This window comes from Brevibacillus fortis, from assembly GCF_003013395.1.
Taxonomy (GTDB): domain Bacteria; phylum Bacillota; class Bacilli; order Brevibacillales; family Brevibacillaceae; genus Brevibacillus; species Brevibacillus fortis.
In genome coordinates, this window is the sequence record NZ_PXZM01000051.1 from 15,696 (window position 1) to 28,752 (window position 13,057).

12 protein-coding genes and 1 riboswitch are annotated in these 13,057 nt (G+C 48.8%); of the genes, 8 read left to right on the forward strand and 4 right to left on the reverse strand.

Features of this window, described 5'->3' with window-relative positions; genetic code table 11:
* Positions 1 to 28: 28 nt before the first annotated feature.
* The 3 genes from C7R93_RS27470 to C7R93_RS27480 all read right to left on the reverse strand — a co-directional run bounded on the left by C7R93_RS27470 (position 29) and on the right by C7R93_RS27480 (position 1,699).
* The gene (locus tag C7R93_RS27470) at positions 29 to 415 is read right to left on the reverse strand and encodes a DoxX family protein (RefSeq protein WP_106841768.1); all 387 of its coding nucleotides are present in this window, start codon (positions 413 to 415) and stop codon (positions 29 to 31) included.
* Between the two features lie 75 nt (positions 416 to 490).
* The gene (locus C7R93_RS27475) at positions 491 to 1,117 is read right to left on the reverse strand and encodes an FMN-dependent NADH-azoreductase (protein ID WP_106841769.1); all 627 of its coding nucleotides are present in this window, start codon (positions 1,115 to 1,117) and stop codon (positions 491 to 493) included.
* A gap of 135 nt (positions 1,118 to 1,252) precedes the next feature.
* Entirely contained in the window at positions 1,253 to 1,699 is a 447-nt protein-coding gene (locus tag C7R93_RS27480; RefSeq protein ID WP_106841770.1) for a MarR family winged helix-turn-helix transcriptional regulator, read from the reverse strand.
* 184 nt (positions 1,700 to 1,883) lie between these two features.
* Here C7R93_RS27480 and C7R93_RS27485 point away from each other — a divergent pair, with 184 nt between their 5' ends.
* From C7R93_RS27485 to C7R93_RS27530, 8 genes are all read left to right on the forward strand, one after another.
* Positions 1,884 to 2,984 carry a carbohydrate kinase gene (locus C7R93_RS27485; protein WP_106841771.1) on the forward strand — a complete coding sequence of 367 codons (1,101 nt, stop codon included), beginning with the start codon at positions 1,884 to 1,886 and terminating at the stop codon, positions 2,982 to 2,984.
* A gap of 3 nt (positions 2,985 to 2,987) precedes the next feature.
* Positions 2,988 to 3,914: a pseudouridine-5'-phosphate glycosidase gene (locus C7R93_RS27490; RefSeq protein WP_106841772.1), complete on the forward strand. Its 927-nt coding sequence runs from the start codon at positions 2,988 to 2,990 to the stop codon at positions 3,912 to 3,914.
* Positions 3,915 to 5,136: 1,222 nt separating this feature from the next.
* Positions 5,137 to 7,557 carry a heavy metal translocating P-type ATPase gene (locus C7R93_RS27495; protein ID WP_106841773.1) on the forward strand — a complete coding sequence of 807 codons (2,421 nt, stop codon included), beginning with the start codon at positions 5,137 to 5,139 and terminating at the stop codon, positions 7,555 to 7,557.
* A gap of 66 nt (positions 7,558 to 7,623) precedes the next feature.
* Positions 7,624 to 7,824: a copper ion binding protein gene (locus C7R93_RS27500; protein ID WP_106841774.1), complete on the forward strand. Its 201-nt coding sequence runs from the start codon at positions 7,624 to 7,626 to the stop codon at positions 7,822 to 7,824.
* Between the two features lie 753 nt (positions 7,825 to 8,577).
* Positions 8,578 to 8,724: riboswitch (cyclic di-AMP (ydaO/yuaA leader) on the forward strand.
* A 395-nt stretch (positions 8,725 to 9,119) separates the two neighbouring features.
* Complete coding sequence (locus tag C7R93_RS27515; RefSeq protein ID WP_106841776.1) at positions 9,120 to 10,346, forward strand: quaternary amine ABC transporter ATP-binding protein; 1,227 nt, start codon at positions 9,120 to 9,122, stop codon at positions 10,344 to 10,346.
* Positions 10,330 to 11,169, forward strand: coding sequence for an ABC transporter permease (locus tag C7R93_RS27520; RefSeq protein ID WP_106841777.1), 840 nt, complete (start codon positions 10,330 to 10,332; stop codon positions 11,167 to 11,169). The genes C7R93_RS27515 and C7R93_RS27520 overlap by 17 nt, the downstream gene beginning before the upstream one ends.
* Positions 11,166 to 12,101: a glycine betaine ABC transporter substrate-binding protein gene (locus tag C7R93_RS27525; protein WP_106841778.1), complete on the forward strand. Its 936-nt coding sequence runs from the start codon at positions 11,166 to 11,168 to the stop codon at positions 12,099 to 12,101. The genes C7R93_RS27520 and C7R93_RS27525 overlap by 4 nt, the downstream gene beginning before the upstream one ends.
* 19 nt (positions 12,102 to 12,120) lie before the next feature.
* Complete coding sequence (locus tag C7R93_RS27530; protein WP_106841779.1) at positions 12,121 to 12,531, forward strand: hypothetical protein; 411 nt, start codon at positions 12,121 to 12,123, stop codon at positions 12,529 to 12,531.
* A 54-nt stretch (positions 12,532 to 12,585) separates the two neighbouring features.
* Here C7R93_RS27530 and C7R93_RS27535 read toward each other — a convergent pair whose 3' ends face one another.
* The gene (locus C7R93_RS27535) at positions 12,586 to 12,954 is read right to left on the reverse strand and encodes a Na-translocating system protein MpsC family protein (RefSeq protein ID WP_106841780.1); all 369 of its coding nucleotides are present in this window, start codon (positions 12,952 to 12,954) and stop codon (positions 12,586 to 12,588) included.
* Between the last annotated feature and the right edge of the window lie 103 nt (positions 12,955 to 13,057).

Below are 13,057 nucleotides of genomic sequence, written 5' to 3' on the forward strand. Positions count from 1 at the left end.
TGGCTTACGGGTTGTGAGGAGTCACCAATTAAAACAAAACGTATGCGCCTGGACCAATCAACGCCACACCAATAACAACTGCGATTAAAGTCAGGTTGTATTCGAATCCGTTTTGTGTGACCCAATATCCATTTTGACCGTGCACCTTCAGAATGGCAACCAGCATTGTGAACGCGAGCAAAATAGAGCTTGCCCAGATACCTACGCCTGCCGCAAACATCAGACCACCAACGAGCTCAGCCAATCCTGCTACAAAGGCCATCGCTACGCCAGGTTTCACCCCGATGGACTCCAGCCAGCCGCCTGTTCCTTTCAAACCATAACCGCCAAACCAACCAAACAGCTTCTGCGCACCATGACCTGCAAACGTCAAACCGATGACCAAACGAATCAATAACAATCCAGTATCCAACACTTTTCATCTCTCCTTAATTATTTTAATTTAATGTATCTTTAATTAAAGATATTTGTCCAAAAAGGCTGGCGGGCCTTAGAAGGATTCCGCCAGTTTTACTGCTTTTTCTACACCAGCTGCAACGAGCTCAGTTGCTTTGTCTTGGAATTGGTTGTGACCTTCTACGATCACTTCCGTTACATTGCTGATGCCCCAGAAGCCAAGAACAGTGCGCATGTATTTGTTAGCCAATTCCATTTCAGCCATAGGGCCTTCGGAATATACGCCACCGCGTGCGCTTAACAGAGCTACTTTTTTGTCGCCCATCAGACCAACTAGACCTTCAGCAGTGTATTTGAATGTTTTGCCTGCTTGGGAGAGGTAGTCTACATACGTGTGCAGAACTGCTGGAACCGTGAAGTTCCACATAGGGAATGCGATTACTACTTTGTCAGCATCAGCAAATTGGTTCAGGTATTTGTTTACCAGGTCAGCACCTTTTTGCTCTTCAGCAGTCAGTTCGATACCGTTTCCTGCTTTCCACATAGCAGTGAGCAGGTCATTGCCATAGTAAGGGAGGTTAGCTGCGAACAGATCCAATTCTGCGATTTCATCATTTGGATGTGTTTCTCTGTATGTTTTGGTGAAAGCTTCGTACAACTTTACACTTGTAGCCTGCTCAACTGGGCGATCATTCGCTTTAATAAAAAGTACTTTACTCATGGAAATTTTATTCCCCTTTCATTTGGTAAGTCACTAACTTTTAATGTGTAAATCTTGAATTTAAGATTATTACGTTTAAGATCATTTGTCAACACTTTTTTAAAACGATTGTGGTGAAGATAGGGGACTGCTCATCTAATAAGTAGCCTGAGCAGTGCGTCCCAACTTTTTTAGCAGTTCGATTGCCTGTCGCTGTTCTTCTGGTGTGAGACCTTCCATCGCTTTCTCAATTGAGAGTTGATGAGAAGGGAAGATATCAGACAAAAATTGATGCCCTTTTTCCGTGAGTTCCGCATAAATGACACGGCGGTCTGCCGAACAGGGCTTGCGAATAAGCAGTTGCTTCTTTTCGAGTTTGTCCACAACGTACGTGATGTTTCCGCTGGAGATCAATATTTTTTCGCCAATTTGCTGCAATGGTTGAGGACCTTTATGAAATAATACCTCTAGAACCCCGAATTCGGTTGGATTAAGTCCATGCTGGCGAATGTGACGATTGGAGTGAGCGGTAACCCAGTTGTATGACCTCGATAATACTACAAAAAGATCGAGGGGATCATTTCGCAGTGTTTTGTCAGACATATGGACCCTCCTTTTCATCGAAACTTCGATATCTTTAATTTAAGATAATCCTACATCTCGCATTCAGATTTGTCAAATTGAGATAAATAAAATGAAAAACACGCCTGTACAAACAAATGTCCCTGTGATAAACTTTTGTTTGTAAGCGAGCTGTGAAAGCGAAACAGAAGAAAGGAGGATGACCGTGGAAAAAGACATGCAGATCCTTCATCATATCCGGCAAAATCCTTTTATCACACAACAGGAGCTGGCTGATCTGATTGGCATCTCACGTTCAGCGGTAGCTGGCTACATCGCGCAGTTGACCAAACGCGGGGAAATCAAAGGACGGGCTTATGTGCTTCGTGATGAAGGAATGATTGCTTGTATCGGTGGGGCCAACCTGGACCGCAAAGCACGCGGCAAGCAACAGGTGCGTCTCCACTCATCTAATCCAGTAACGATTATGGAATCGTGTGGAGGGGTGGCACGGAATATCGCGGAGAACCTCGGACGTCTTGGCTGCAATACGTCACTCATCACCAGTATTGGTGAGGACAAGGAAGGCGAGTGGCTCTTGCAGGAGACGAAAAAGCACGGGGTGCACATCAGCCAAGTGTGGCGACTGCCTACACAGCGGACGGGAACGTATACTGCGCTTCTCGATATTGATGGCGAAATGGTTGTTTCCTTGGCGAACATGGATATTTACGATGCTCTCACACCAGAGATGTTCGCGGAAAAATGGTCGCACATTGCAGCAGCCCACGTGGTTTTCATCGATACAAACATTCCGGCGGACTGCTTGGCCTACATCATCGAACGTTGCCGGGAGGAAAACATCCTGCTCTTCGTTGACCCGGTCTCTTCAATTAAAGCAAAGAAGCTCCCACAGCAATTGGACGGAGTAGAAGCGATTTTGCCGAATCGCGAAGAAGCCGAGCTGATGGCTGGCATGAAGATCACGACGATCGAAGAATGCGCCGAGGCTTGCCGCAAAATCAGGGAACGAGGCGTTAAGCACGTCATCGTGACCTTGGGTGAAGAAGGAATTTACTATCAGTCCGAGGACGTTGCGGAGCATATGTCTCCGTATCCAACGGAAGTAGTAGATGTAACGGGTGCAGGAGATGCGTTCGCGTCGGGACTCTTGTATGGCATTGTAAACGGAGAGTCTTTCCAGAGAGCGTGCCGCCTTGGATTGGCAGCATCAGCTCTGACATTGCAAACAGAGCAGTCCGTATCTCCTCTATTAAAAGCAGAACAATTGGAACTGGCCGTAGAACAATTCGAGAAGGAGCGATAAGAGATGAAACAATATTTGACCTTTACTGAGGAAGTACGCCACGCACTGGAGAACAACCTGCCGGTAGTTGCTCTGGAGACGACCATTATTTCGCACGGTATGCCATACCCACAAAACATTGAGATGGCAAAAGAAGTAGAGCAAATCATTCGCGACAACGGTGCCGTACCAGCTACGATCGGTATCATGGACGGCAAAATCAAAATCGGTTTGACTGACAGCGAGCTGGAAGAGTTTGCGACGAACAAAAATGTAGCAAAAGTAAGCCGTCGCGACTTCGCTTACATTTTGGCTAGCGGAAAAATCGGTGCGACTACAGTAGCAGCTACCATGATCGCAGCTGAGATGGCTGGCATCCACATGTTTGCAACTGGCGGTATCGGCGGGGTACACCGTGAAGGCGAAATCACTTGGGACGTATCTGCTGACCTGACTGAGCTGGCACAAACAGATGTAGCGGTAGTATGCGCAGGTGCAAAATCGATCCTCGATATCGGCCGCACACTCGAATATTTGGAAACGCAAGGTGTGCCAGTTGTTGGCTACCGCACGGAAGAATTCCCATCCTTCTTCGCTCGCGAAAGCGGATTTGGCGTAGACATGCGCATCGATACACCGGAAGAAGTCGGTAAGATGATGAACACCAAATGGGATCTGGGCCTCAAAGGCGGTATGATCATAGCGAACCCAGTACCAGAATCCGATGCACTCAACCACCAGGAAATCGAGGCTGTGATCCAAAAAGCACTCGCAGAAGCAAAAGAAAACAACATTGCAGGTAAACAGGTAACGCCTTTCATGCTCGATAAAGTGAAAAAGCTGACAGAAGGCAAGAGCTTGGCAACGAATATTGCGCTGGTGAAACACAATGCTGAGGTAGCAGCGAAAATTGCGGCTGCTTATCAGAAAGAAGCGAATCAAGGTAAATAAGAGAGAGGAAAGATCGATCAATTTGCTCCCGGTTATACTGGGGGCTTTTTTTCATGTTTTTGAGTGGCTGTAGTGGAGGAGGAAGAAGCGCATTTCCGTCTACGCTTCGGCCTACGCCCTGCAAGGAGTAAGACTGTCCGCTCCGGAATAAATGTCGGGAGCGCCTCAAAGTAGAGTTTCGAAGAGGTATTTGCAGAGGTTGAGGCTGAAAACCCCCGTCATTCATTCCTCCGCTGGGGAGGGCTCCAGAGGCGCTAGACTGGAAATGCGCTTCTTCCTGCGTAGCTGTTGTTAACATCTTGAAAGTGGGTTCAAGCAGTCTTATATAAAAGAATCCTTCTAATGACTAAGCTAAAAGACTAACGTAAACGTAATGCTTCTCTGGTGTTAACCCGCAAAACGGTGTAAAAGCATGGCGAACACTTTGCTAGTAAGAAGTACTGCCATATGTTTGGAAGGAGACCGCCCGAACGAAGTGAGGAAAAAGGCGACTGGAAAACATGTGGCAGGGCTTCGTCCCGGCACTAAAGTAAGAGGACCACCACGCATTTTTTGTTTATGAAAGTGTCTGTAGTGGAGGGGAAGAAGCGCATTTCCGTCTACGCTTCGGCCTCCGCCCCGCTGTGGGATTAGACTGTCCACTCCAAAATGAATGTCGGGAGCGCCTCAAAAGTAGAGTCTCGAAGATGCATTCGCAGAGGTTGAGGCTGAAACCCCCCGCCATTCATTCCTACGCTAGGGTGGGCTCCAGAGGCGCTAGGACTGGAAATGCGCTTCTTCCTGCGTAGCTGTTGATATAAACATTTTGAAGGTCCTTTCAAGAAGCTTAAAAAGATTTCTTTCTTATGTAGAAGTTCCTCTCAGATGATTCCCAAAAGATTATCTTGGATGCAATGCTTCTCTGCGTTACTTGTAAAACGATAAAAAAAGCGGGAACGAACACTTTGCTGTTAAGAAGTACTGCCATATGTTTGGAAGGAGACCGCCCGAACGAAGTGAGGAAAAAGGCGACTGGAAAACATGTGGCAGGGCTTCGTCCCGGCACTGAGGTTAGAGGACAACTAGGCTGTTTTCTCTTGGTTGAAGCCCATTTAGAAAAAAATTGAAAAAAGCACTTGATATACCCTTAGGGGGTATTGTATAGTAAGGGTGTGAACAGGAAACAACGTAAGGGAAACGATACGATAAAATATACCCCTCAAGGGTATTTGGAGGGATTAGAATGAGTGCCAAAACAGCAGAGGCAACAGTCGCAATATCAGGGATGACTTGCGCAGCTTGTGCACTGCGCATCGAAAAGGGTTTAGGAAAAATGGACGGAGTGGAGACCGCCAACGTCAATCTGGCTTTGGAAAAATCCACAGTCGTGTTCGATCCAACGAAAACGAACATCGACGACATCCGCTCCAAAATTGAATCGCTCGGCTACGGCGTCGTCACTGACAAAGTGGAGCTAAACATCTCTGGAATGACATGTGCGGCCTGCTCCACCCGGATCGAAAAAGGCTTGAACAAAACAGCTGGGGTTCTGAAGGCAAACGTGAACCTGGCGATGGAAACAGCCACCGTCGAGTACGATTCGTCACAGGTAAGTGTGACTGACATTATTCAAAAGGTAGAGAAGCTGGGTTATCAAGCGACTCGTAAGGAAGAGGGAAAAGAAGAAGAAAAAGTAGATCATCGCCAGGAAGAAATCAAACGTCAGACCCGCAAGTTTTGGATTTCCGCGATTCTGTCGCTCCCGCTGCTCTGGTCGATGGTGAGTCACTTTTCCTTCACCTCGTTTATTTGGCTGCCTGAAATCTTGATGAATCCGTGGGTACAGCTAGCGTTGGCAACACCGGTACAATTTATCATCGGCGCACAGTTTTACGTCGGAGCTTTCAAAGCCCTTCGCAACAAGAGTGCCAACATGGATGTCCTGGTTGCCCTCGGTACCTCGGCTGCTTATTTCTACAGTTTATGGGTCGCGATCAACTCCATCGGTGCTCATGGCGGCCATATGCTCGAGCTGTACTTTGAAACGAGTGCGGTACTGATCACCTTGATCGTGTTGGGTAAACTGTTTGAGATGAAAGCAAAGGGACGCTCTTCGGAAGCGATCCGCAAGCTGATGGGCTTGCAAGCAAAAACAGCAGTAGTCGTACGGGATGGCGTCGAAATGACCATTCCTGTAGAAGAAGTGAGACTGGGCGACGTCGTTCACGTGAAGCCGGGGGACAAAGTCCCTGTCGATGGTATCGTCATGGAAGGACAGTCCGCAGTTGATGAATCCATGCTGACTGGTGAAAGTATTCCGGTGGATAAAGCCGCAGGCGATACCGTCATCGGCGCCACCTTGAACAAAAACGGCTTCTTGAAAGTCCAGGCAACCAAGGTAGGAAAAGAAACGGCTCTGGCGCAAATTATTAAAGTAGTGGAAGAAGCACAAGGAACAAAAGCACCGATTCAACGTGTAGCTGACAGCATCTCCGGGATTTTCGTCCCAATCGTAGTAGGAATTGCTATTCTTACCTTCTTAATCTGGTACTTCTTCGTTATACCTGGTAACTTCGGTGAGGCTTTGGAGAAAGCAATTGCTGTACTCGTAATCGCTTGCCCATGCGCCCTCGGTTTGGCTACACCGACCTCGATCATGGCCGGTTCTGGACGCGCAGCTGAGCTGGGCATCCTGTTCAAAGGCGGGGAGCATCTGGAGACTGCTCACCATCTGGATACGATTGTCCTCGATAAAACAGGGACCGTAACCAAAGGCGAGCCAGAACTGACAGACGTCATTGCTATCGATATCGAAGAACAAGAGCTGCTCTCTTTGGTCGGTGCCGCTGAGAAAAATTCTGAGCATCCATTGGCTCAAGCCATCGTTCGCGGTATTGCGGATAAAGGAATCACCTTGACTGATACCGATTCGTTTGAAGCCATTCCTGGTTTCGGTATCCGGGCAACCGTTGCTGGCAAAGAAGTACTCGTCGGTACCCGCCGCTTGCTGGAAAAACATCAAATCTCTTACCAATCCGTGTCTGATACCATGCTGGCACTGGAGCGCTCCGGCAAAACGGCGATGCTCGCAGTTGTCGAAGGAAAGCTTGCTGGCTTGATTGCCGTAGCGGATACGATCAAACCAACCTCCAAGCAAGCTGTTCAGCGCATGAAAGCGATGGGATTGACTGTGATCATGATGACGGGTGACAACCGTCAAACTGCCGAGGCCATTGCCCGTGAAGCGGGAATCGATCACGTCATCGCAGAAGTCCTGCCTGAAGGTAAAGCCGCAGAAGTAAAAAAACTGCAAGAGCAAGGCAAAAAAGTCGCGATGGTCGGCGATGGTATCAACGATGCTCCCGCACTCGCTACCGCTGACGTCGGTATGGCAATCGGTACAGGTACAGATGTGGCGATGGAAGCAGCCGATATTACCCTGATGCGCGGCGAACTGACCAGTGTGGCAGACGCCATCGAGATGAGCAAACGCACCATTCGCAACATCAAGCAGAACCTGTTCTGGGCATTGGCCTACAACACATTGGGCATCCCAATTGCTGCAATCGGCTTCCTCGCTCCATGGCTGGCTGGAGCCGCAATGGCCTTCAGTTCTGTGTCCGTCGTACTCAACGCACTGAGATTGCAACGAGTAAAGCTGTAATCAACAGTAACAAGCGGCTTTGTCCGCCTTACTCATACACTATAAAAATCTAAGGAGAGATTGATCATGGCAAATATCACATTGAACGTAGAAGGTATGTCTTGCAACAAATGCGTAGCGCGTATCGAGAACACATTGAAAGAACTGGGTGCAGAAGGCAAAGTGCACTTGGCTGATAAAAAGGTTGATGTTTCCTACAATGAGAGCAACCTGACTCTCGATGCAGTGAAAGAAGCTATTGAAGACCAAGGCTACGACGTCGTTTAATCATTGTGCCTTTGAAAAGCAAAGCTCCTGCCTGATTCATTGAGGCGGGAGCTTTTTGGTGTGGTGGTAAAAGTGGCTGTAGGGGAGGGGAAGAAGCCCATTTCCAGTCTACGCTTCGGATTACGCCCTACTGTGGGATTGACTGTCCGCTCCGAAATGAATGTCGGGAGCGCTTCAAAATTGAAAACGTTACAACGTTTTTGTATGTGGTAAAAGCTGAAAACCCCCGCCATTCATTTCTCCACTAAGTAGGGCTCCAGAGGCGCTAGGACTGGAAATGTGCTTCTTCCCAAGCGGCTTTTTTCTACATCTTGAAAGATCATTCAAGAAGTCTTTAAAAGCATGTAGTACCCCAACAGCTCGTAGAGGAAACAGGAGAAATAAGCGAAGATCTTTGGACACACCTACCGAGGCGCAGTGAAAAAAAGAGAAACTGCCTTTAGCGTCCACCTCTGAGACACATCTTGAATGGACTACTTTGGACGCGGTTTCGCTTTTTTTCACGGAGCCGGGCACCACATGCTTCCCAGCAGGTGTTCCAAGAAGCTGAGCGCTTTCTCCTGTTTCCTCCCCACCACAACAGCAAAACAGAGATTTTTAAGCAAAATGGCGAAATTGAATGAGCGTGAGATAGCTAATCCAATCCGCCTCATAAAGAAAGCCGTAATCGGTTTAAAATGAAGCGAAACGAACGTTCACAATAACTGGAAGCGAGCGTATAATCAAATCAAAATCACGATCAAATAAGCAACAAAACACATACGGCCTAGTTCCGAGATTCTCGGAAGCGGGGGAACCAATCTTTTGGGGTTAATCCTGAGTAATCAGGAGGGATGAGGAAATGTCTTCTCTGCCATCCTACCCGTCAGCTAACCTCGTCGGCCAAAGCAGGGAAGGTCATGGATAGATAAAGTCTAGGCATATAATGCGCAACAAGGACAATCCTTGCGGGCGTGTGATAGGCCGATGCAGGCTTTTTCTTTGGGACCTTTGTTCTGGAGAAAAAGGATGTATCGGCCTATTTTTTATGGAAATACCGACGAGCAGCTTACGCGATACAGACGTGAAGGAAACGGTGTGGATCACGGGGAGGCAGTCGGTAAGGCATAAACCGATGACAATCGAAATCAGGAAGACAGAGTACAGGGAGTCCTGAAAAATGGACGCCAGGTATTACGTAAGCCTGCGGATTTTCAACACAAGTAAAAATCAAGCGTACTTGCTTGGTTTTGCTGAAGTGTGGAAACTTCGCGGGCTTTTTTCATTCACGAAATAAACGAAAGATGAGGGATACCATGCCCAAAATGAAAGTCCACCAACTGACAAAAGTATTCGGCAAGCAGCCCGAGTTGGCCTTGAAGCTCCTGGCGGAAGGACGTACGAAAGAACAAATTTACAAGCAAACCAGCCAGTCTATCGGAGTAAATCAGGTCAGCTTTGAAGTCGAGGAAGGTGAAATCTTCGTCATCATGGGCCTGTCTGGCAGTGGCAAATCAACCTTAATTCGACTGTGCAATCGACTGATTGATCCAACGAGCGGAAGCATCGAGATTGATGGGGAAGAGATCGTGGACATGAAGGCAACGGCTTTGCGCGAGGTGCGGAGGAAGAAGCTCGGGATGGTTTTCCAAAATTTCGCCTTGTTTCCACAGCGGACAGTACGGGAAAACGTCGAGTTTGGTTTGGAGATTCAACAAGTACCGCCAGGGCTCCGGCAAGAAAAAGCACGGGAAGCACTCGCTCTCGTTGGATTGACCGAGTGGGAAAATGCGTACCCGGATCAATTGAGCGGAGGTATGCGCCAGCGGGTCGGATTGGCGCGGGCGTTGGCTAATAATCCAGACATTCTCTTGATGGACGAAGCGTTCAGTGCACTGGACCCGCTCATTCGAAAAGACATGCAGGATGAACTGCTAGAGCTTCAGATGACGATGAAAAAGACGATTTTGTTCATTACACACGACTTGCACGAGGCATTGCGACTGGGCGATCGGATTGCCTTTATGAAAGACGGGCAGATCATCCAGATTGGCCGCCCGGAAGAAATCATGGCAGACCCAGCGGATGAATTCGTACGGAAGTTCGTCGAGGATGCCGACCTGTCCAGGGTGCTCGTTGCTGAAAATGTGATGAAACGGGCAGAAGCGATCACGCCTGACAAAGGGGCGCGAGTGGCGCTGCAACTCATGATGGATAACGGCGTGTCCAGCTTGTATGTCGTGGACAAAAAGCGCACACTTCTCGGCTTGATTACCGCGTATGACGTATCACTCGCGATCGGTACAGGGGATTCGCTTTCGGCGATCATGAAAACCGACCTCCCTACCGTTTCACCTGACGCACGCCTGCACAGTTTGTTCCCGATGATGGCAGACCTGCACGTGCCGATTGCGGTAGTGGGCGAGCAGCAGCGTTTGTTGGGTGTCATTGTAAAAGGAGCCGTGCTGGGCGGGCTAGTAGGCAAAGTCAATGTCCAAGAGCACCAGAGAGCAGAGGTGATGAGTGATGGATGGCGTGCCTAAGCTGCCGATTGGCCAGTGGATGGAAGGGTTCGTGGAGGTACTGGGCCAGTACAAAGGGGTATTGTTTGATCCGGTGTCTATCGTCATTTCCACGATGGTGACTTACTGTTCCACGGTTTTGGCAGAGATACCTTCGCTGATTCTCATCTTGTTGCTGGGGGCAGCCGCATGGGTTTTTTCAGGGAGAGCGTCCATGGTTTTTACGGTGATCGGACTTTCCCTCATCCACAACTTGGGATACTGGGATGAAACGATGGAGACATTGGGACTCGTCCTTACTGCCACCATTATTTCGATCGCTATCGGGATTCCGGTGGGCATTCTTTGTGCGAGACACGATACGTTTCGCAATCTGGTCACGCCAGTCCTGGATTTGATGCAGACGATGCCAGCCTTTGTTTACTTGATTCCCTCGATCTTTTTCTTCGGCTTGGGAGAGGTGCCGGGAGTTATTGCCTCCGTTATTTTTGCTCTGCCGCCAATCGTGCGTCTCACGAACTTAGGCATACGTCAGGTACCAGCAGAAATGGAGGAAGCGGCGGAAGCCTTTGGCGCAACTGGCTGGCAAAAGCTCGTGAAAGTGCAACTGCCGTATGCGAAATCGACGATCTTGGCGGGAGTCAATCAGTGCATCATGCTCGCTCTGTCGATGGTGGTCATAGCGGCCATGATCGGGGCGAAAGGCTTGGGGGCAGACGTATATCGCGCCGTTTCGCAAGTGGATATAGGAAGAGGATTCGAGGCGGGGCTTTCCATTGTGATCATCGCTATCGTCTTGGATAGACTTACGCAACATGCAGGAAAAAAGGAGAGAAACACATGATGAACAAAATGGTTCCAGCTTTACTGGCAGTGATGATGGGAGCTACCACTTGGTTGGCAGGCTGCTCTAGTCAAAGCACAAACACACAAATATCGACAGCAACGGTGATCGGTTCAGTTCCTTCTGAGACGTCGGACAACGCGTTAGGAGAAAAACTCGACTACAAAATCATCGGAATCGACGCAGGATCAGGCTCGATGGTAAAGACAGAGGAGGTTATGAACCTGTACGGCTTAGATAAGTGGCAGCTCGTCGAAGGCTCCGATGCAGCAATGACAGCAGCTTTGATCAAGGCGTATGAAGCGAAAGAACCGATTATCATTACGGGCTGGACGCCGCATTGGATGTTTAAAAAGATGGATTTGAAATATTTGGCGGACCCGAAGAACGGCTTTGGCGGAGCGGAACAAATCCATACCATCGTGCGCAAAGGGCTGAAAGAGGCAAAGCCTGCTGCCTATCAATTTCTGGATAAGTTCTGGTGGGAGCCAGCCGATATGGAGTCGGTCATGGTCCAAATGATTGAAGGAAAAGATCCGGAAGTGGCCGCCGCGGAATGGGTGAAAAACAACGAAGCCAAAGTAGCAAAATGGGTGGAGGGCATCCAGCCTGTCCAAAAAGAGAAGCTGACCCTCGCTTATGTAGCATGGGATTCTGAGATTGCCAGCACGCACGTCGTAGAGCATGTGCTGGAGCAGAAGCTGGGTTATGAGGTCGAATTGAGCCAAGTGCAGACTGGACCGATGTGGGCAGGAGTGGCCATTGGGGATGTAGATGGAATGGTTGCAGCTTGGCTGCCGTCTACAGATGCGAGCTATTTGAAAAAATTCGGTGGGCAAATCGAGGATTTGGGTCCGAATCTCGACGGAACCAAAATCGGACTTGTGGTTCCTTCGTACATGAACATCTCGTCCATCGAGGATCTCCAATAAGGGAAAGGGAGGCGCTGCTATGAAACATTATCTAGTGATTGGTAAGGGGGAAGCGTTCACTTCTTTTGTCCAGACACTATGCTGCGACAGTTTGCCTGCTTTTTGGGGAAGGAATCCCGGTGCCTTTTCAATGACAGCGGGGCCTGGAGACAAGACGATTCAGCGTTTTTTGCCCATCTCATTTGACGAGTGCTACCGCGATCAGGAATCCTTGCTGCTCTATCATTCCGTTTACATCTTTCCCGATGAGTGGGCAGAGGGACGTGACTTCATTACACTGTTCAAGCAGCTGGGTACCTGCCGGATTTTTGTGATGACGCAGGAGCATCGGAACGCGATGTTATACAAGGCGCTCGGGGCGAATCACGTCATCGTGAGCCAGCCCGGGTATAAAGGCTACGGCTGGTTAGCTGAACAGATGAGTGGGTAAGAGGGAATGGAAAAGGCTCCGCCTGCAAATAAGGCGGAGCCGCGTTTCGTAAAATCAGCCCAATATTTTTTCGAGGTCCTTGTCCAATACATAAACCTCGATCCGTTCACCCATTTTCGTGCTGATGTCGCTATGACTCGATAGTACCTTGCAGCTTGTCAGCTTTTCTACGATTTCTTCCGATTCTTCGCTGTACATCTCACGGAGAATCTCGCGCATTTCTTTGACGATGCGGCGACCTTTATCGTGACTGGACAGATGCTTTTCTTCGACGGTGAGAACACCTTTGAACCTTGCGATGACCATATCACCAACGATGTAGGTCTTGGCTTCCTGCGGACCTCGTCCAATCAGATCGCGCTGAAATTTTATGAATGCTTCGCTGATTTCTGCTTCCAGCTTTTTTTTGTTAGAGATGGCCAAACGCCATACCTCCCATAATTTATCATTGTGCCTAATATTACTCAGCCGTCTTGGGGCTGTCAACCTACGAAAAAAGAGGGGGAAAACATTCCTGTGGTGATCG